Origin of the sequence: Staphylococcus sp. HMSC062H10, from assembly GCF_001836945.1 — a bacterium.
Lineage (GTDB): Bacteria > Bacillota > Bacilli > Staphylococcales > Staphylococcaceae > Staphylococcus > Staphylococcus aureus.
The window spans coordinates 235,746-254,744 of the sequence record NZ_KV830972.1 but is presented as its reverse complement, the minus strand read 5'-3'; the positions used below and the strand labels follow the sequence as shown (position 1 = coordinate 254,744).

Below are 18,999 nucleotides of genomic sequence, written 5' to 3'. Positions count from 1 at the left end.
ATGAAATGCACTATTTAAGTTTTTAATATGGAGATGTTTGTGACTTTTCGATGATTAAGATTTTTATAGGTGTGCATCTTTACAAATAAACTTTGTGTTTAAAATTGAGCTTAGGAAATCGATAGGTTTAGATGAGGATATTGTTGAAGGTAAGTGTCTTGTATCCTTAGTTGTTAAAAAAGCACAAAAAATAGCACCACTTTCTCTTTATCTGTCTAGAAAGGATGCTATTGATATTTAGACTTTGATTGATTAATCTCTTTTTCTAATTCTTCTTTCTTCGATAATTCTTCCATATGCTTAAAAAAATCTTCTATAGAAATGTAACCATCTAAATGTTGAATTGACATAATGTATTACTCCTATTTGTACTTCGTTTTATATTTCTTTTATTATAAAGTTACTTTAGAATATTATCAACTATCGCTTCATTATTTCTTATAGTTATAGATTGTTTTATATCTTTCATTATTTTATAAACTTGAGACTGATTATATAATGGAGTTTTACTTATATATTTTACTACAGTATAGTTAGTAACAATAGTCAATGTTCGGATAGATTTATTTTCAATAAACATCTCTAAGTCATTCAATGAAAATCCTGACTGTCCAGGATGGTTATGTAACATAACAATTGAATTCGGTTTACTGTCAAGTAACAATTCGGTTGCTTTTTCCCCTGGCACAAAAGATACATTATCTTGATCGCCATATACTTTTATAACTTTACCATCTTTTAATAAATAACCTACTTCATTGCTATTATTGTTTTCTTTGGCATCTTTATTACGTTCATCTGATTTTTTGCGTTCTCTAGCTATACGCTCTTTAATCAATTGTGATACTTCCTCTTGAGAAAATGTTTTCTCATTCCGTTGTGATTGTTCATCACTGTTGTCTAGTTGCTCTTCGTTCTGAGTTACATCGGTAATATTACTTTCATTTTTTTCCATGAGATATACCTCCGTTTATAGTCTGTCGACTGATATTCCATACTTGCTTTTAAAATGTCATCAGCACGTTTTGGACAATAAAAAATAACCTTCACATTGGAAGGTTAAAAAAATGTATAAAAATAGCACCACTTTCTCTTTATCTGTGTAGAAAGGATGCTATTTTTCTAATTTTTGTTCTTTATTCTTATTTTCTAATTCTATTGCTTTCTTGTATTCTTTATCCAATAATTCTTGTGACTGTTTATTAGTTATTTCACCATCTAACTGTGCAAAATACATTTTAATCACCTAACTTTATATATTATGTTACCACTATTATATAATCTCTTTAGAATCATATCAATATCCTTATGATTGAATTTTTTATATTCTTATTTTTATTATATTTTTTAATACAATCAATACAAGTTGATTTGCAATATTCTTTTGTCTTAGTTAAGTACTTTGTTTGACCTTTATTTGTAACAATTGTCAGTGTTTTAATAGAATTATTAAATATAAATAAATACAAGTCTGTAAGAGAAAAACTAGACTGCCCAGGATGATTATGTAACATAATAATTGTATTAGGTTTACTGTTAAATAACAATTCTGTTGCTTTTTCCCCTGGTGCAAAAGATACACTATCTTGATCACCATATACTTTTGTAACTTTACCATCTTTTAATAAATAAGCTACTTCATTGCTATCATTGTTTTCTTTGGCATCTTTAAGCAAGGCTTTATGTTGTTCTTGTATAAATTGATTTTCTTCTTTGGTATGTGTTGGAATATCAACATATCTGACTTTATCAATTGCTTGATCAGTAATATATATTTTCTTTCCTAATACTTTAGCTTGTTGTAATTCATCTTTGGTTGTGTCATCTTCTACTTGATATTTACCTTCACGCTCTTTAAAGAACTTGTCTCGCCAATTGCCGACATGTGGCACTGTGGTACTTCTACACCAAGGATGCATAGGTGGCGCATTCACACCTGGTATCATATCTTTAACTTTAAATATTTTTCCGTTAAGTGAATGACATAATTTAGATGTTTTACTATCTATTTTTGCAACATATTTATATTCGCCATCTTCGCCTAAATCTTTAAGATAAGCTATCTTTTGTGATTCTGTTTGTACACGTGCTGATTCGGTTACTAACAATCTACTGGCGTTATAAGAAGTAGAATTGGTTTGCTTTTTAAACTCAGAAACAAATTCATTAGGATGTCGACCTCGAATAACGACATGACTTGTTACCCTCTCAACTTCCTTTTGAACAAGTTCCATATCATTCCATAATCTAGTAGACCATTTAGCACCTTTGAAATTACTATTAACAACTGCTTTCACTTCAGTGTCATCAATTTGAACATGTTCACCTAGAATATGTGCTTGTCTCTTTACTTCTCTATTAACTGCGTCACTTAACTTATCCTCAATTTTATTTTGAAGGTTTAAACTAGTATCTTTCACAATCAAATCTAGCTGCTGCTTTAACAGTTTTTCTCTAGAGATTTTCATCGTTAAGTTGTATTGTTTGAGCGATTGATTCGCCTCTTCACTGAAATCTTTACGCTCAACAAATTGTTTCGCTTTGTTACTAAATGCTAGTACATCAAATGAATCAGCCATTTTCTTAACTTCTTGAATATTCAGTCCAGTATCTTTGGCATATTTTGCATAAAAGGCTAATAATTCTTTTGTAATTTCAGCGTACATCAATAGAATGATACGTTCAATTTCAATTATTGCTTGTGCATCAACTAAAGATTCAGCGTCCATGACGTTTTTAGCACGTTCTAGCCAATATTTTAAATTATCTGACATTTATATCAGTCATTTCATTTTCGTGGCTAAATGGTGCCTTAAATGATGAATTATCACTAATTTTTTTTACCTTATTCTGTTCATCTTCCATTTTCTTGATTTCTTCAAATGGATTATCAATAATTGGTAGCAATTTCAATCTGGTTTGTTCAGATACTCCACCATTTAATGAATTAAAAGCTTCAATTGATTCATTTAAAGACTTAGGTAAATTAGGAGTAAAAGTAATATCAATGGTTGAATAATCATACTTATGTACACCAGTTAAATTAAGAATATGGAATAATAGTTTATAACGTTTCATTAAACCTTTTTAAACAGACGTTCTTTAATAGCTCTCACTTGCTCTAAACCAAACAATTTATATTTCATTGATTCACCAGATTGAACTCCACTGAAATTCTCATCACTTAAATCAGGCGTATTCGTATATTTGTGAATATCTTTTTGTAATCTAGTTTTATATGCTTCTGAGCCATTAACATCATATTGTTTATAAATGTACTTAACATCTGCATTACCTTCTGAACCATTGACATTGATACTTGGTTTGACATGAACCATATTAGCTTGTCGAAACTTCTTAGCTTCATCACCATCTATTTCAATATTTCCAACGATAGCTAACATGGCATCATTTAAATCGGTCATATAATTAGCAGTATCTGATTGTGCTTGATCATACAAATCAATTAAAGAAATGACATTTTCAAAGTCACCTTGTTTAAATTGATCGTTTAAATATTCAATGATTGGCACATCATTATAGTAATGAGGTATTTCATCGATAGAATTGAAAGAACCGCCTCTTACTTCGATGTAATAAATTTTATTTGTTGTATATATTTCAATTTTCTGTATTGGTGTATTGTCAAAATCTTTAACATTAAAGTATCTAACACCTGCTATCATATTTTTATCTAGTGAAGTGTCATATACAACAAATGTACTTTTACTATCTAATAATTTGAATGTATCTTTATCATCAGTATCTCTATAAACAATTTCATACGCTCGACCATAAATAGATAGATTTAAAGCTAAATCACTATTTGTAGCATCTGCATCATTGATTTTATTAAGGTCAACTAATTTTTCATTTGTGATTTCGTCTTTATGTGTAATTGTTATAGGATTACCAGTTAAATAACCGACTATAAAGCGTGTGACATACTTAGCATAATTATGTACTGCTCTATGGTCAGCTTTATCACTATAATCATTTATTCTTCGGTTATCAGTTAAAATATCTGTATTCCTATTCAAATAATAATCTTCTAACATTTCTAATCTTGGTACTTGTTCAGTTTTATGCTTACTTATCAAACTAAGTAATACTTCTTCTTTTAATAACTGTTCTACATTACTGATTAAAAAATCATTATTTGCTGTTTTAGAGAACTTTGTGTTGTTAATTTCTTGGGTGTAAATCGTCATCAGTTCACTTCCTTAGAACATGTTTCTAATCCTTGTTAAATCATCTATTTTATTTTCAGTTTTCTTATCTTTAAAAATTAAATTACATACAGAATAGCGAATCGCATCTATGCAATGATTATATGTATCTACAGGTTCGTTATAGTATTCGCCGGTATTTTTATCTTTTTTCCATGTATAGTTATCTAATTCTTCAATAGTTTTAAAACATCGTTCATCAACTATAATTTCAAATTGACTAATAAATTGAATTCCGGCCATAATGCTATCTTTACCTTTGATTGCAGGTTTAATTCTTCCTATACCATGCTTTCTAATCTCAGCTATACTTTTTTGTTCAGCTGAATCAGCACTTATCACTTCTTTACTAAATCCTAAATTTTTAATAAGTTTAGCTATTTCATCGTTCAACATTCCTTTTTTCACATATTCTGAAATAATATAGAGCTTCTTATTTTCAATATCAATTTTCAAATGTATCAATGCACTAGGATCATTAATGTACCCAAAATCTAAACCAAAATAAGATGGTAAGTGCCTAATTTTATCAGTATTAATGATTCGTTTTTCATATTTTGGAAAAACTAACTTATCTAATGTAGCGAACTCTCCTAACGTATATATTTTGTAATAGGCTGGATTTCTGTTCGCTAATTCTTCTAGATTATTCTTAGTCATTTTGTCCAAAAATTTATTATCCTTATAACTTGATTGCCTAATCAAGACCCCCTCCATTTGCACACCATTTGCAAAAAAGTATTTATAAACCCAATTTAATTTAGAAACAGGGTTAAACATCAAAAATATTTGTTTACTCTCATGTTTACGTTCCCTTAAACGTAATGTTAATTGTGTATAATCATCTAATGTAAATTCAGATGCTTCTTCCATCACAATATCTGAAACAGCTTTAATGGACTTTATTTTCTCAGGATTATCTAAACCTTTAAATAAAAAAGTAGCGCCATTTGGTAGTACTACTTTATTGTCGGTTTTATTCCATTTGCATAAGTCCCATATTTTGAAGGAAATCAAACAACTTCTCACATCTTCAAATAAGCTATCAGTAATAGTTGCTTGTACTTTTCTAAGCCATAATACTTTCCTAGGATATTTCCATTTTTTTAATGCTTTTAATACTACTTTTTGTACAACTCCATGTGACTTACCACTGGATCCACCACCATAATGAACTTCAGTAAAATGTGAGTAATCATTGATAATTTCAAATATATTTTTATTAAATACCTTATTTGGTTCCTTAATATTAATCTTAATCGTCGTCAACGTAGTCACCTATGTTTATTTCGATATTGCGATTTGTAATTTCTTGTTCAACCTTATCTCTATATTTATGGGGTAATCTATTTTTGAGAGCAAATATTAGTGATGTAGGATTAGCATGTTCATATTTCTTGATTTTTACTACTTCGCCTTTATTAGTAACTGTTTCTTCTTCGTAATAATAGCCAACCGCTCTTTTATGAAGTGCATTCTCTAATTCATAATCTGATACCTCTTTGCCCTTTTTTATGGCGTCTAGAAAGTCTGGTATATTCTTTTTCCATTTAATTAAAGTATGTTTGGAAACACCTAAATTTCTAGCAATTTGCTCATCTGTTAAACCATCGCGCTTCCAACCTTCTACTAAACCTAATTTATTTACTATATCCAACTTTTCATAAAGTTCTATTCTAGCCAACTATTATCACACACCATTACGCTAATTGCTTTAAAATTAAATTTAAAAAGCCTATCTAAGACATAGCTCAGATAGGCAATAAAATTGGAGGAGACCAAAACAAAGATTAATTAATCTTCTACATATGTATCAAACATAAGACAAAAAATCACTATATAAATAAATTTGTTTCAAGTTCATTTTTTATTTTAATTTCAGCTCTTTTAATATAGTTTTGCACACTACCTATTTTCAAATTTAATAAACAAGCAGATTCTTTATAAGTAAGCCCCTCACATTTGACCATAATAAAACACTCTAGTTCTTTAGGTGTTAACTTCATCAGTGCGTAGCTCACTTTATTATTAACATCATTAATTATATCTTTGTATTCAATATCTGAATTCTTTTTATACATTGATTCACTAAAAGCCTTATTGATCACATCATTATCTACTAAATAGCATTGACTTCTATCTATTGCGTTATAATTGCCTGGTTCGTGTCCACATGTTAACCATTCAATTGTATAATCAATGTCTTTTAATATATCTTTGTAAATACTTAATTTATCCTCTTCATCTACTTTATATTCAAGTGATTTTATTTTATTGAGTACGCAAAGTCTCGTTTTCCTATATTCAATTAGCAAGTCTTTCATGATGTATCTCCTCGATGTAAGCATTAATAAAAAGTCTAATGGCTAATTACGTTTTAAATAAATATCGAGTTCTATTAATTCGATAAATATAATTATTAAAAATATTGTTAATATATACTCGATAAAATTAAATCCAAATCCTAATGTGATTGCGAGACTTAAACAAACAGTAAATAATAGAATTGCAATCATTCTGATATATTTATTAACGATATATTTGCATGTATAAAATAAAATTATTGTCAAAATCATAAATGTTAAGTTCAATAAAATCATTCATGATAACCTCTTTCCTCTTCTAATCTTTACATTCTCTCTATTTAACGCGCAGTTCAAACTATCCATGAGCATAACGTTATCTCCCATTGTTAATGTTTTTCTACCGGATTTACGTATAATGCCCTCACCTATAATGACAATGCCTACATTTTCTTGTTTTAGAATTGAACTCAAATCTGTGTATTTTACTTCTTCATATAGGTTTCTCGGTAAAACTAAATAATTATAATGACCTACAAAAGACAATTTAGCTGAACTCTTTAAATCTGCTTTTGATACTTTAATTTCGTATGCTCTAAAAATATTTTTAGTATCATAGGTTAAAAAGTCCACGATTTCATGCCCATGTGTGAGAGGCTTTCGCCCAATGACTACCTCATGACATCCACACACTCCCATTTTGTCTATGATCAGTGAATCATATAAATACTGTTCCGCTTCTAAGGTTGCTATTGATTTCACTTTTGCAACACCTCATTAAATCTTTGATTGCTCTTAGCTCTAGTTATGTATGTATGTTTACGTCCTGTTGAAGCTTTGAATGTTGTGACTAAGTATTGTGCCACTTACTCGACACCTCTTTCACTTGCACGTTACTTGCATTTCACTTAAATTCTGCTTATATTTCGGGGTTATATCACTTGCACGTTACTTGCAAACTCTATTGACTTCATTTTTGCAACACCTCATCAAATATTAGTAGCATTTTAATCGCATTTTAAATCTGAGTCTTTTACGAATTTACCATCAATCATTTTGCCTTTCCTGTTTTTGATTTCATCATAGGCAAGTGCTAAACATGTTCTTAAATCGGAACTATTTTTATATGCCGTTTCTTTAAGTAAATAGGTAATGTTTGTAATCAAAGTTTGAATTTCACTAAACAAATTGCCATTATTATTATCAGACATAAAATCTTCTAGTTTTTCACCTAAGTAAAATAGTGATTTAATATAATTTAAAGTATTAACCTCACCTTCACCGAAATCAGATAGGCTTAACGCTAATTTAATATTGCCTTTAATTTGTTGCATCATGATTATTAATACAACAAACATGTCACCTATACTATCTTTAATTAATTGCATATCTTGTTTATTTAATCCTCGTACTAGTTCTCCATGTTCTTCGATCAACTTATCAAACTGCTTTAAGGGACTTGCATGATTTATATTACGGTCAACACTCCATTGTTCTACTTTTCCAATTAATTCATCAATAGTTAATGAATTAGTCATTATTAAGCAACTCCTTAAATTTTTCTTCACTAATTTCAACATCTACTAAATTACATGTTTTAAACCATTCACTCGGTCTGTAATTTTGAATTGCATCTTCTCCGTAACGTTCCTTTAAGATATCACTCAAATTTTTTTCTTCCCTCAAAAAGATTTCTTTAGCTATCTTTTTATCCGGTTTACTTCCGTCTTTATTTGCAAATAGTATTGCCTCATCTAAAGCTTGGCACCACCCATCAAATTCACCAATGTATACGCCTGATTCGTCTTTATGTTCAAATGCTAATGCTGGATATGTTTTCATTATTCCTATTCCTCCTCTACATTAATTTCATATTCATCACAATCAAATGGTACTTCCATTCTCGCAATATCATGCGCCTCATTTTCTGCTTCGTCTAAACTTTCAGCCTCGATAGTCTCTTCAATCATGCCAGTGTATGTGATTTGAATATTAAATTTTTTCATCTTCCTGTTCCTCCTTAAAACAAACTGAGTTGTTTTGCCTTTTCGAAATACAATTCGTTACTTTCAATGTAGTTAGCAAATTCTAATTTATTATTGAATGTCTTTTTCACGCCTTTAAACATCGTTTTGTGATGCCCGTGAATAAGATATATGTCATTCACTACATGAACATGAGCAACTTTTCTATCTGCTTGGTATAAATATTGTTTGCTGTCGAAAAATTGTTTAATCAGACTTTTATTTTTTCTAAGCGTATATTGTCGATTTGCTGATGCATCGCCACAAATATTATTTAGTCTTAACACCTAATCACCCCAATGAGCATTTAATTTTTTTAAAAATTCAGCCCTGTCTTTTTCAAATTCTTCATCAACTTGGACAGCTGTATTTTGATTTTGATTGGTTAACCAACTTGGCGTTTTTTCTTTAGACTTATAATTTTGTTTTTGCTTATTCTGCATTTTTTTCGTGGCTTTATATTGAGCTTCATAAGCTTTAATTTGATCGTAGTTGCTTAAATTCATTTGTAACCAAGAATTTAAAATACTTTTAGCGTAACCCCAATTAACTTTATTTCTGTCTTTAGCTATCTTCAGTGCAGCAATCAAAATTTCATCCGAATCTTGACAAAAAGCATCTAGATAATAATTTATGTCTTCAAGAATATACTGAGTGATAAATCCAAATCCATTTTCTTGAAAGAAGTCGAAGACTTTATAATTCTTCTTCTCCTTCTTCATATTCTTCACATTCTTATCATTCTTTATATTCTTTAATTCTTTAGTCTTGTTCAGTGTTCTGTTCAGTCTATTGTCTTTCTTTTGTTCACTCTGTTGTTCATTCTTTTGTTCACACTGTTGTTCACTTAGTTGTTCAGTCTGTTGTTCACTTAGTTGTTCAGTCTGTTGTTTTTTATAATCATCATTATCTTGATAAATACCGTAGTTATGCACTATTATAGTTGTTCCGTTTTTTGTCTTTTTAGTGGTTATCATGGTGTCTTTTTCTAACGCATTCAAATAATTTCTAACTGTGTTTCTAGATACGTTCCATCGTTCAGATAATTTTAATTCTGATGTATGAAAAGAACCACGCTTTAAAACAACTAATTTCCCACCTAACATTACCTTTTTATCTGAATGATTGGTTAATAGTAATAAATCCATCCACCATTTTAGTCTCTTAGAATCTGTCCAAATCCAATGGTCTATAATTTTACGATGTATTTTTATCCAGCCAGCCATTTAAATCACCTCATTAGAACGGTAAATCATCGTCATTAATTTCTATAGGTGCATTAACGAATGGATTGGATTGCTGGCTCATTGGCGTCTGTTTCCCATTTACTTGCTGTTCTATTTGTTTCATCTCATCAGTTTTAGGTTCTGGTTTATTAACTACTTCATCGCCCTTATTCCAAACTTTTACATATGAAAGTCTTACAAAGTATTTACCTTGTTCCTCGTTAAACTTATTTTTCAACACTATAGTTCCGATTTTGTTAATTAATTGATTAGTGTCAAAAGTTAAATCAGGTAAGTTCAATTTAATTCCTAATCTACTAAGTAACTCGATATATTGTTTTTCTTGAAAATCTTGTTGGAATGGTGGGACAAATTGGTTGTGTTTGTATTGTTTACCTTCGTTGTTTTCAAAAATAATTGTGAAGTATCTGTTTTCTCTGTCGTTAAACTCGACATTTGCAACTTTAACTGTGAATTCTCCAGCTCCTAAAAACTCCCCGCCTTTCATGAATACCTCTTGATTAGTTTCTTGAATGTATAGTGCTCTACCTCTAATTTTCATGATTTTTTACCGCCTTTAGTTAATTTCTAGTTTCCATTTCTGATTGCTTGAACTACATCATTAATACTAGGATTAACGAATTTTTTACTTGAAATTGTTATATTGCTAGCATGTCTTATCTTAGTCTCAAATAAATCTGATGGTTCTGCGTTAAGTACATATTGATAGGATTTTTCGCCGTCTTGTTCATTCTCTTCAATTGTCATTCTTGCTAACACGTCAGATTGGCTAATAATTGCTTTTCTAATTTGATCTTGTGCCTCTATCGTGATTGTTGGATTGATAGTGCTACCCTCATCATCTTTATCCTTATTGATGCCCTCATGCCCGCTTATAGCAAGATGAAATTGGTACTGTTCTTGTAATTTAGAAATATATCGATAAATACTTACAATTCGCGAAGCACACTCGCCCCAATCATTAAATGTCGGTTTTTTAATCTTACCTTTCATGACATTCTCAATCGTAATATCTCTCAACTTCTGAATAGTCTCTATTACTACAACATCGATTTGTTTGCCATTTTCCCTAAGCTGTTCTATAACTTTTGGTAACAATTGAATTACTGTCCTAAAATGCTCATAGTTTTTGATTTGTACAACTGCACCATCCTCAGTTACCGTTGTCCCATCTTCGTTTATATCTAGTACTAAAGCATTATTATCTTTGGTTAAAAATGTAGTTTTACCAGTCCCGAATCTTCCGTAAATAGCGAATTTATAAAACTTATTAGCATTTTGTTTGCTGATATCTTTCACACCTAGTTGCCTTAAAATATCGACGTCTTGAATAGTTTTTTCAGCCATCTATTCTCCCACCTTAACTGTGTAAGATGTTGGTTTTTCGATAATTCTAACGCCCTCTAAAATCTCGCCATTCACATCAATCAACGTGCCATTTTCAGTTACATTGAAATCTTTCTTAATCTCTGATTGACTAAGTTTTTTTGTCAATTTTACATAGTCATTCAGTCCACGTTGTTCAAGCTGTTCAATAACTTTGTTTTCGTTACTAACTTGTATCACTTTTGCCCCTTTTCGAGAGGTTACTTTGCCATATGGCGTATTTAACTTAAATTTTTTATCTTTCTCTTTTTCAATTCTGAAATACTCAATCACAAGACTTTGAAGGTATTCCTTATTACTTTGTAATTTCTCAATTTCTTTATCGCGCCATAAATTTATACGTTCGATTTCACTGTTTGCCAGTTCCTTAACTTCATTCTCTTTTGTTGTAATTGCGTCTAACTTTTTAAAAACCCAGTTAGCGCTATTTAAATCTGTGACTTGAAACCGGTCATCTTGTTCAAATGTTTCTAGTTCTCGTGCTTGTAATTCATTCATAAAACTAAACACCTTTCTTAACTAATATCTGCCCACGCATTACCGATATAATATAGTTCTTCATCCGTTCATGTGACTCTGGATATACTTCTAATATCTGTAACAACTTATTATTTGTTTTATAACTATCGTGATAATGTAAAAAATTAATAATAATCTGTGAGGTTGATGTCTGTTCGATTTCCAACAAGCAGTTTTCATTTGTTTTCTTAAACTCATCAAATAATTGTTGATATAGAACAAACATCTTTTCATTAGCATCATTCTTCATTGTTGTCATCATCCTTGTCGTCATCTATACCTAAAAATTTTTTTAATTTATACATTTCGATAACATTTGCGATATCGTGGTAATCATTTTCGTTATTCAATAAATTAGCAAGACCTGCAATATCCCCAAGCGCACAATGTGACGATGATGTAGTATGTCCATTACTAACCCCTACAGTTGAAAAAAGTAAAACGTCAAATTCAGTTTCTTTATTGATTTCATTCACTAATTCAAACAATTCTCCATTCTTTTTAGCCAATAAATCTCTTAATTCTTGTCTGCTCATGTTTTTAAATTCATTTTTCATTGTTGTCTTCCCCCAATATTGATATAATTTATTTGTTAATTGTTTTTTAATTTCTGATTGCTAATTGCCGTTAGCAATCAGTTTTTTTATTCTCTAAAAAAATACTCATCATAGAAAATGAATATTGCAATGCCAGTACTTGCAGCAATTACCCATGCTGTTGTGAAGTACAAAAATGGCATTAAACAAATTGCTAAAATTGTTATACACATTACTGCTATGATGTAACTTTTATATGTGTTAGACATTCGCATCCTCCCTCAGTCGTCGATTATGTGTTTTTAAAATTCTTTTTAAATCCTTAATTTGTATAACTTTCTCGTTCTCTAGTTTTATTTTCAGTTGATCATTTAGAATTTTTTTCATACAATCAGCTCGTTCTGTTTCGTTTTTGAATAATTGACTATTACTCATGTGGTTAATGTCCTCCAATTCGATTGATTAACGTTTGATAAGCATCTAATACTTGCGGATAAAGGTATAACACTCTAGTGCCTACTCGTCTTGTCACTGCTACAATTTCAGGTTCATAGACTATCTTCTGTATTAGCGTTGCTTTACTTAAACCTGTAATCTCCACTAAATCTTTAATATCTACAGTTGCAACTTGCCTCTTGTATGTACTTAAGATTTCATCAACTTTCTTTTGTACTAATCCGTTTAAATAATCATTATTTATTTCAATACATATATTTTTCATTGTTGACCTCCAGTGATTCGAAAGCTATTGTACAGTTTTCCGAACTTTTACTTTAAAAAATATTGCCCTACTTTGTTGGGCGGAATATCTAATAGTTCACAAATCCTTTTTATTTCCCATTGTGTAAATAAATTTTTACCTTTCAACTTGTGATTTATCGATGTTCTTGAAATAGGTATAGCATTAGCTAATGAATTTTGACTGTATCTATATTCATTCATTCTGTCCATTAGTAAGTTGTAATCAAATGTACTTTTCATAATATCACCTCCCTCATGTTCGGTTTTCTGTACAAACTTATTAAATCATTGTTGTTAAAATAAGTCAACTAGTTTTAATACTTTTTTTAACATAATTTGTTAAAAATTGTTGTAAATATTAGCAAAAAGTACTAATATAAATATGGGAGGTGTTCAGAAAAGTGAACAGTTTCAAAGAAAGATTACGTGAAGCTATAATTGCCAAGAATATGTCACAATCAGAACTTTCAAGATTAACAGGTATTGGAAGAAATTCAATAAGTGATTATCTTAAGGGCAAGTATGAAGCCAAACAAGATAAAATTTACATTATTGCCAAAGTTCTAAATGTTAGTGAAGCTTGGCTATTAGGTTATGATGTTTCATCTGAACGTCCTACTGATGAGGAACGTCATTTAAATCAAAATGAACAAATCATCGCAGCACATATAAAAGATGATGTCACAGATGAAGAGATGAAAGAAATTGTGAACTTCATCGAATATATTAAAAGTAAAAGAAATACAAATTCAAATAGCGATAAATAAAGAAAGACGCTCATTTTACTAATCATTGTATTAGTATTACTACGTCTTTCTTTTTTTATATATCAAATTATGCATAATTAAACTTCTGTTAATTGGAGATGATAACAACCGAAATATAAATCAAAATTTAATAAAGGAGTGAAATTATGCATCAATACAAGGAGTTGATGGATGATATAAAGATTAAATATATTGAGATGCCGGATAAATTAGAATGTCTGATTATAGGTAATGATTTATATATTAATAAGAATTTATCATCATCTACATCACCGAGTGAAATTAAAGAACCCATGTCTTTGTATCACTGTCATTGTCATGATTTTGAATTATTAATCCCCTTAAATCAAATTAAACAAGCGATATATCTACATGACTGCAAAACTATACCTCAGTTAAGCGCTTATTTTAAAGTGCCTGTAACAGACATCTTACTAACAATATACTTCTATAAAGTTAAGTACTCAGATTTACATTTTCTCAATATGTTCAAAACCGATGTGTTAAGTATTCATCAAGAAATTATTTAGGAGGCGTTTAAATGCAACAAGAATCAACATCATGGTACAAACAAGAGTGGTGTATTGTTTTATCACTTTTATTCCTATTTCCTTTAGGCTTATTTTTAATGTGGAAATTCAGCAAATGGCCGTCTTTAGTTAGGACAATTATTACTGTAGTTATAGTGGTTATTGCTTTAGCTAGTATAACTTATATTGGACAAGTTCAGATGATTAAACCTTATGTAGCGAATTTAGATTCAAGTAGTGAAAGCGATAAATCTGACAGTATCACTGATAAAGATGAAGAGAATCACGAAAAAGCAAAAGAACAAACAAATGGTAATTATCAAGAATGGTTTGACACGATTACAAAAGGAACATCTGATAGTTCAACTACAAGCTCTAGTTCTAGCATAGATGACAGTATAACACGTGACCAAAAAGCAGCTTTAAAAAAAGCTGAGTTTTATTCAGAATACTTACATTCATCAAAGAAAAACATATATCATCAATTAACATCAGAATACGGAAACAAATTTTCTAAAGATGATGCGCAATACGCAATAGATCATTTAAAAGCTGACTATAATAAAAACGCATTAGAAAGTGCTAAATCATATGCCAAAAGTTTGAATATGTCTACTAGAGAAATTTATGATCAATTAATTTCAGAATACGGAGGACGATTTACACCTTCAGAAGCACAATACGCAATCGACCACTTAGACAAATAATTTAATTGGGCAGAATTCCTGCCCTTTCATTTATTTTAGGGAGGTAAACAATATGGCATCTATAAGAAAACGAGGTAATAAATATCAAGCTAGAGTTAATTATTATGATTTATATACACACGAGCGAAAACCAATAACTAAAACATTCAATACTAAATCAGAGGCTAGGAAATGGGCTGCTAGTGTAGAAGCAGACACAGAAAACTTTGTATTACTTGATAATAATATTACACTAGAAGCATGGATTGAACTTTATTTAGCTACTTTTAGATTAAACAATATTGCATATAGCACATATCAGAATGAAATATATACAAAAAGAAGGATAATAAAGTTTTTTAAAAACGTTTATATTAAAGATATAACACCGATAATGTATCAACAATTTCTAAATTGGATGAAATCAGAAAATTATTCTAGAAGTACAGCAAAACAAACACGCCAATTGCTAAATAACGTTATAGAAAAAGCTGTTTTACAAGGCGCATTATCTAATAATCCATGTCTAATTTGTAATATTCCTGATTACAAACCGCCAAAGTCAATAGAATGGTTAGAAGCTCATGAAGTTAAAGAATTTTTACAATTAATTAAAAAGAGAAACATATATCAATATTTCGTTTGTTATACAGCGATAGAGCTTGGTTGTAGAGTTGGAGAAGCCTTGGCTTTACGTATTTCTGATTTTGATTTAAAAAATCAAACTGTGCACATATATAAATCATATGACCAAAAAAGAGCTAAAGCGAAATTGCTCTAGCCCTTGATATTACTGATTTCCCATCAATTGTTTAGCGTATTAATATTGCTTCATGTACTGATCTCTTTCCCATTCAGATACTTGAGTTCTGTAGTAATCCCATTCTATTGATTTAGAATTAATAAATTGATTATAGATATGATTTCCTAATGCTTTTTTAATAACTTCATTTTCACGCATTGCTTTTAATGCTGTGTAAATTGTTGAAGGTAAGTCTTGAATGCCTACTGCTTCACGTTCTTCACGATTCATTTCGTAAATATTTTGGTTAACTGGCTCTGGAACTTTTAATTTATTTTTAATACCATCTAGTCCAGCTTCTAAGATTGCAGCTAACGCCATGTATGGGTTTGCAGCTGGATCTACTGAACGTACTTCAATACGAGTTGATAATCCTCTTGAAGATGGTACACGGATTAATGGTGAACGGTTTTTACCGCTCCATGCAATATAACATGGTGCTTCATAACCAGGAACTAAACGTTTATATGAGTTTACTAATGGGTTACATACCGCTGTAAATCCACGTGCATTTTTAAGTACACCAGCTGTGAATTGGTAAGCTGTTTCTGTTAAGCCCATTTCAGTATTCGGATCAAAGAATGCATTTTCTTTACCTTTGAATAATGAAACATTAAAGTGCATACCGCTACCGTTCACACCAAATAATGGTTTAGGCATGAATGTTGCATGTAAATTATGCTTACGCGCAATTGTTTTAACAACCAATTTAAATGTTTGGATGTTATCACATGCTGTAACTGCATCCGCATATTTAAAGTCGATTTCATGTTGACCCGGTGCAACTTCATGGTGACTTGCTTCAATATCGAAGCCCATATCCTCTAATTCTAGAACAATATCACGACGGCAATTTTCACCTAAATCAGTTGGAGCTAAGTCGAAATATCCACCATCATCGTTAAGTTCTAAAGTTGGTTCCCCTTTTTCATCCAACTTAAACAAGAAGAATTCTGGTTCAGGCCCTAGGTTAAAGTCTGTAAAGCCTAAATCTTCCATTTCTTTTAATACACGTTTTAAGTTTGCACGAGGATCCCCTTCAAATGGTGTACCATCTGTTTTATAAACATCACAAATTAAACGTGCAACTTTACCTTGTCCAGCAGTCCATGGGAAGATTACCCAAGTATCTAAATCTGGATGTAAGTACATATCTGATTCTTCGATACGTACGAAACCTTCGATAGAAGAACCGTCAAACATCATTTCGTTATCAAGTACTTTTTCTAATTGGCTTACAGGCACTTCAACATTTTTAATTGTTCCTAAAATATCAGTGAATTGTAATCTTAAATATCTTACATTTTCCTCTTCTGCAAATTTACGAATGTCGTCTTTAGTGAAAGTACGTTTTGGCATTTTAAAATCCTCCAAATTTTATTTAATAAATCGGGATAAATCACCACGATTTATTGGCAAAGTTTCTCCAATAGGTTTTTGCGTGGCATCTACAATCATCTTTTTTCTTATCTCTTGTTCATCTGTTGTTAAATGCTCTTGTGAGTCATAAATGATTTGTTTAATCCCTTTGATATTAAATCCTTTTTCTAATAATGATTTAATTTCTAGTAATCTTTCCAAATCATTGAGTGAGAACAGACGTTTTTGACCTTCTGTTCTTTCAGGTTTGATGAGTTCATGTGTTTCATAGTAACGTATTTGCCTTGGCGTTAAATCCGTTAACTTACTTACTACACTCATAGAGAAGACAGCCATATTTCGTCTGATTGCATCATTCGATATCATTGTTCCTCTCCTCTACTTTTGAACTTGTTAATAACTTATCATAATTTTTTTAGGATTTCAAAAATATGTCAGGTTTTCTAACATAAAGATTAAAACATTGATATAACTGCGATTTCGACTTCTAAAACGCCATAAAACGACCCACAGTTAAAATATTTTTTCAATTTTTAAAAATAATCTGATAAATCTTCGTAAAAAAATTTCACCCAAAACACATTATCATTTAGGGTGAAATTTAATCTATTATATAAGTCCTTGTTCTTTCAACTGATTAACAGCTCTTGTCACAGCAATTTTAACGTGTTCATATGTTAATCCTCCTTGAACATATGCTTCATAAGGAGGACGAATAGGTCCATCTGTAGATAATTCAATCGATGAACCTTGAATAAACGTACCAGCTGCCATAATAACATCATCTTCGTAACCAGGCATATAACTCGGTTCTGGACTAAAATGTGCATTAATTGGGGATGCGTGTTGAATACTTTGACAAAATGAAATCATTTGTTCTTTCGTTTTAAATTTAACTGTTTGAATTAAATCAGTTCGTTTTTCGTAGTACTTCGGCGTTGTGTTCATATTCATTTTTTCTAAAAATAAACTAGTAAACAATGCACCTTTAAGACTCTGACTGACAACGTGTGGTGCTAAAAAGAAACCTTGATACATTTCAAGCAATGCATTTAATGATGCACCCGCTTCTTTACCAATACCAGGTGCTGTCAATCTATAACCACATCGTTCAATTAAATCTTTTCTACCAGCAATGTATCCACCAATCTTAGCTAAACCACCGCCAGGGTTTTTAATTAATGATCCTGCTATTAAATCGGCACCACATTCTATAGGTTCACGTCTTTCAACAAATTCCCCATAACAGTTATCCACAAATATTAAAATATTAGGATGCACTTCTTTCAACCTAGTAATCACCTGTTCAATTTCATCTAGAGGAATTGAAGGTCTTTGATCATAGCCTTTCGAACGTTGAATCGCTATTACTTTGGTGCGCTCAGAAATCCCATCTAACACATTTTCAATATCGATCTTACCTTCTTTAAGTGCAATATCTTTATATGATACGCCGTGCTCCATTAAACTTTCAATACCATTTCCGTTTACACCAATGACTTCAAGTAAAGTGTCATATGGACTTCCCGTTATATAAATTAATTCATCACCATGTTTTAATAAACTTTGTAATGCAATAGTAATCGCATGCGTACCTGAAATAATTTGTGGGCGAACAATTGCATCTTCTGCTTTAAATGCCTGCGCATATATTTCTTCTAAATGGTCACGTCCAAAATCATCATACCCGTATCCTGTTGATCCTTGTAGATCACTTTCGGTTGCTTTGACATGATGAAATGCATTTAATACTTTTTCTTGGTTAATATATGCAGTTTCTTCAATTTCTTTAAAATATGGTGCTAACGTTGATTCGACGTCAGCTACTATCTTACTTATATCTTTCATT

Annotated in this window: 30 protein-coding genes and 2 pseudogenes; 5 read left to right on the top strand and 27 right to left on the bottom strand. The window is 30.6% G+C overall.

The genetic code is table 11. The features are described 5' to 3' along the window. Positions 1 to 94 precede the first annotated feature (94 nt). Positions 95 to 241 carry a hypothetical protein gene (locus HMPREF2658_RS14775; protein WP_000472580.1) on the top strand — a complete coding sequence of 49 codons (147 nt, stop codon included), beginning with the start codon at positions 95 to 97 and terminating at the stop codon, positions 239 to 241. Here the strand turns inward: HMPREF2658_RS14775 and HMPREF2658_RS14840 are convergent. From HMPREF2658_RS14840 to HMPREF2658_RS03810, 24 genes and pseudogenes are all read right to left on the bottom strand, one after another. Beyond that, positions 228 to 350, bottom strand: a complete 123-nt coding sequence (locus HMPREF2658_RS14840; protein ID WP_000027069.1) for a hypothetical protein — start codon at positions 348 to 350, stop codon at positions 228 to 230. The two genes, HMPREF2658_RS14775 and HMPREF2658_RS14840, sit on opposite strands and share 14 nt — an antisense overlap. A gap of 50 nt (positions 351 to 400) precedes the next feature. Beyond that, positions 401 to 955 carry a hypothetical protein gene (locus HMPREF2658_RS03920; RefSeq protein WP_054194562.1) on the bottom strand — a complete coding sequence of 185 codons (555 nt, stop codon included), beginning with the start codon at positions 953 to 955 and terminating at the stop codon, positions 401 to 403. Next, complete coding sequence (locus HMPREF2658_RS03915; protein ID WP_031785399.1) at positions 922 to 1,050, bottom strand: hypothetical protein; 129 nt, start codon at positions 1,048 to 1,050, stop codon at positions 922 to 924. Before HMPREF2658_RS03915 ends, HMPREF2658_RS03920 begins: the two co-directional genes overlap by 34 nt. Before the next feature lie 64 nt (positions 1,051 to 1,114). After that, complete coding sequence (locus HMPREF2658_RS14835; RefSeq protein WP_001788720.1) at positions 1,115 to 1,246, bottom strand: hypothetical protein; 132 nt, start codon at positions 1,244 to 1,246, stop codon at positions 1,115 to 1,117. A gap of 46 nt (positions 1,247 to 1,292) precedes the next feature. Further along, complete coding sequence (locus HMPREF2658_RS14705; RefSeq protein ID WP_001622381.1) at positions 1,293 to 2,774, bottom strand: minor capsid protein; 1,482 nt, start codon at positions 2,772 to 2,774, stop codon at positions 1,293 to 1,295. After that, positions 2,764 to 4,211: pseudogene (locus tag HMPREF2658_RS03900) on the bottom strand (phage portal protein). Before HMPREF2658_RS03900 ends, HMPREF2658_RS14705 begins: the two are co-directional and overlap by 11 nt. 12 nt (positions 4,212 to 4,223) lie before the next feature. Further along, a complete protein-coding gene (locus HMPREF2658_RS03895) occupies positions 4,224 to 5,498 on the bottom strand; it encodes a PBSX family phage terminase large subunit (protein WP_070854206.1) in 1,275 nt (424 codons plus the stop codon). After that, positions 5,485 to 5,913, bottom strand: a complete 429-nt coding sequence (locus HMPREF2658_RS03890) for a helix-turn-helix domain-containing protein (protein WP_000090969.1) — start codon at positions 5,911 to 5,913, stop codon at positions 5,485 to 5,487. Before HMPREF2658_RS03890 ends, HMPREF2658_RS03895 begins: the two co-directional genes overlap by 14 nt. Positions 5,914 to 6,064: 151 nt before the next feature. Continuing rightward, positions 6,065 to 6,553 carry a sigma factor-like helix-turn-helix DNA-binding protein gene (locus tag HMPREF2658_RS03885; protein ID WP_000653928.1) on the bottom strand — a complete coding sequence of 163 codons (489 nt, stop codon included), beginning with the start codon at positions 6,551 to 6,553 and terminating at the stop codon, positions 6,065 to 6,067. Positions 6,554 to 6,829: 276 nt separating this feature from the next. Further along, positions 6,830 to 7,294: a hypothetical protein gene (locus HMPREF2658_RS03875; RefSeq protein ID WP_000835356.1), complete on the bottom strand. Its 465-nt coding sequence runs from the start codon at positions 7,292 to 7,294 to the stop codon at positions 6,830 to 6,832. A gap of 8 nt (positions 7,295 to 7,302) precedes the next feature. After that, a pseudogene (locus HMPREF2658_RS14570) lies at positions 7,303 to 7,398 on the bottom strand (DUF1381 domain-containing protein); the annotation flags it as partial. Positions 7,399 to 7,539: 141 nt separating this feature from the next. Continuing rightward, on the bottom strand, positions 7,540 to 8,070 hold the full coding sequence (locus HMPREF2658_RS03870; protein ID WP_000185174.1) for a MazG-like family protein: 531 nt from the start codon (positions 8,068 to 8,070) through the stop codon (positions 7,540 to 7,542). Then, positions 8,063 to 8,374, bottom strand: a complete 312-nt coding sequence (locus tag HMPREF2658_RS03865; protein WP_000860977.1) for a hypothetical protein — start codon at positions 8,372 to 8,374, stop codon at positions 8,063 to 8,065. Before HMPREF2658_RS03865 ends, HMPREF2658_RS03870 begins: the two co-directional genes overlap by 8 nt. Before the next feature lie 5 nt (positions 8,375 to 8,379). Beyond that, positions 8,380 to 8,538 (bottom strand): hypothetical protein, encoded by a 159-nt coding sequence (locus HMPREF2658_RS03860; protein ID WP_000714365.1) that lies wholly within the window; start codon positions 8,536 to 8,538, stop codon positions 8,380 to 8,382. A 14-nt stretch (positions 8,539 to 8,552) separates the two neighbouring features. Then, positions 8,553 to 8,843, bottom strand: a complete 291-nt coding sequence (locus HMPREF2658_RS03855) for an SAV1978 family virulence-associated passenger protein (protein WP_000945229.1) — start codon at positions 8,841 to 8,843, stop codon at positions 8,553 to 8,555. Further along, on the bottom strand, positions 8,844 to 9,782 hold the full coding sequence (locus HMPREF2658_RS03850; RefSeq protein ID WP_000929467.1) for a DnaD domain protein: 939 nt from the start codon (positions 9,780 to 9,782) through the stop codon (positions 8,844 to 8,846). 13 nt (positions 9,783 to 9,795) lie between these two features. Next, the gene (locus HMPREF2658_RS03845) at positions 9,796 to 10,344 is read right to left on the bottom strand and encodes a hypothetical protein (protein WP_054194561.1); all 549 of its coding nucleotides are present in this window, start codon (positions 10,342 to 10,344) and stop codon (positions 9,796 to 9,798) included. Positions 10,345 to 10,370: 26 nt separating this feature from the next. After that, positions 10,371 to 11,150 (bottom strand): ATP-binding protein, encoded by a 780-nt coding sequence (locus HMPREF2658_RS03840; protein ID WP_000818736.1) that lies wholly within the window; start codon positions 11,148 to 11,150, stop codon positions 10,371 to 10,373. Further along, on the bottom strand, positions 11,151 to 11,687 hold the full coding sequence (locus tag HMPREF2658_RS03835; protein WP_001004328.1) for a host-nuclease inhibitor Gam family protein: 537 nt from the start codon (positions 11,685 to 11,687) through the stop codon (positions 11,151 to 11,153). A 4-nt stretch (positions 11,688 to 11,691) separates the two neighbouring features. Further along, positions 11,692 to 11,958, bottom strand: a complete 267-nt coding sequence (locus tag HMPREF2658_RS03830) for a hypothetical protein (protein ID WP_000786635.1) — start codon at positions 11,956 to 11,958, stop codon at positions 11,692 to 11,694. After that, complete coding sequence (locus HMPREF2658_RS03825; protein WP_000786995.1) at positions 11,948 to 12,265, bottom strand: DUF2482 family protein; 318 nt, start codon at positions 12,263 to 12,265, stop codon at positions 11,948 to 11,950. The genes HMPREF2658_RS03830 and HMPREF2658_RS03825 overlap by 11 nt, the downstream gene beginning before the upstream one ends. An 86-nt stretch (positions 12,266 to 12,351) precedes the next feature. Then, positions 12,352 to 12,513 carry a DUF1270 family protein gene (locus HMPREF2658_RS03820; RefSeq protein ID WP_000072840.1) on the bottom strand — a complete coding sequence of 54 codons (162 nt, stop codon included), beginning with the start codon at positions 12,511 to 12,513 and terminating at the stop codon, positions 12,352 to 12,354. A 170-nt stretch (positions 12,514 to 12,683) separates the two neighbouring features. Further along, on the bottom strand, positions 12,684 to 12,965 hold the full coding sequence (locus HMPREF2658_RS03815) for a hypothetical protein (protein ID WP_000789021.1): 282 nt from the start codon (positions 12,963 to 12,965) through the stop codon (positions 12,684 to 12,686). 47 nt (positions 12,966 to 13,012) lie between these two features. After that, positions 13,013 to 13,225, bottom strand: coding sequence for a DUF739 family protein (locus HMPREF2658_RS03810; protein ID WP_000842951.1), 213 nt, complete (start codon positions 13,223 to 13,225; stop codon positions 13,013 to 13,015). Positions 13,226 to 13,386: 161 nt separating this feature from the next. Between HMPREF2658_RS03810 and HMPREF2658_RS03805 the strand changes: the two genes are divergently transcribed. The 4 genes from HMPREF2658_RS03805 to HMPREF2658_RS03790 all read left to right on the top strand — a co-directional run bounded on the left by HMPREF2658_RS03805 (position 13,387) and on the right by HMPREF2658_RS03790 (position 15,749). Further along, positions 13,387 to 13,752 (top strand): helix-turn-helix domain-containing protein, encoded by a 366-nt coding sequence (locus tag HMPREF2658_RS03805; RefSeq protein ID WP_001083979.1) that lies wholly within the window; start codon positions 13,387 to 13,389, stop codon positions 13,750 to 13,752. 146 nt (positions 13,753 to 13,898) lie between these two features. Further along, positions 13,899 to 14,282 carry a hypothetical protein gene (locus HMPREF2658_RS03800; RefSeq protein WP_000554409.1) on the top strand — a complete coding sequence of 128 codons (384 nt, stop codon included), beginning with the start codon at positions 13,899 to 13,901 and terminating at the stop codon, positions 14,280 to 14,282. 11 nt (positions 14,283 to 14,293) lie between these two features. Then, positions 14,294 to 14,989, top strand: coding sequence for an Ltp family lipoprotein (locus HMPREF2658_RS03795; RefSeq protein WP_001183755.1), 696 nt, complete (start codon positions 14,294 to 14,296; stop codon positions 14,987 to 14,989). A 52-nt stretch (positions 14,990 to 15,041) separates the two neighbouring features. Next, complete coding sequence (locus HMPREF2658_RS03790) at positions 15,042 to 15,749, top strand: phage integrase SAM-like domain-containing protein (RefSeq protein WP_000146714.1); 708 nt, start codon at positions 15,042 to 15,044, stop codon at positions 15,747 to 15,749. Positions 15,750 to 15,788: 39 nt separating this feature from the next. Here HMPREF2658_RS03790 and glnA read toward each other — a convergent pair whose 3' ends face one another. The 3 genes from glnA to HMPREF2658_RS03775 all read right to left on the bottom strand — a co-directional run bounded on the left by glnA (position 15,789) and on the right by HMPREF2658_RS03775 (position 18,998). Next, positions 15,789 to 17,129 carry a type I glutamate--ammonia ligase gene (glnA, locus tag HMPREF2658_RS03785; protein ID WP_054194560.1) on the bottom strand — a complete coding sequence of 447 codons (1,341 nt, stop codon included), beginning with the start codon at positions 17,127 to 17,129 and terminating at the stop codon, positions 15,789 to 15,791. Positions 17,130 to 17,147: 18 nt separating this feature from the next. Beyond that, positions 17,148 to 17,516 (bottom strand): MerR family transcriptional regulator, encoded by a 369-nt coding sequence (locus tag HMPREF2658_RS03780; RefSeq protein WP_000624945.1) that lies wholly within the window; start codon positions 17,514 to 17,516, stop codon positions 17,148 to 17,150. 243 nt (positions 17,517 to 17,759) lie between these two features. Then, positions 17,760 to 18,998: a methionine gamma-lyase family protein gene (locus HMPREF2658_RS03775; protein WP_054194559.1), complete on the bottom strand. Its 1,239-nt coding sequence runs from the start codon at positions 18,996 to 18,998 to the stop codon at positions 17,760 to 17,762. Between the last annotated feature and the right edge of the window lies 1 nt (position 18,999).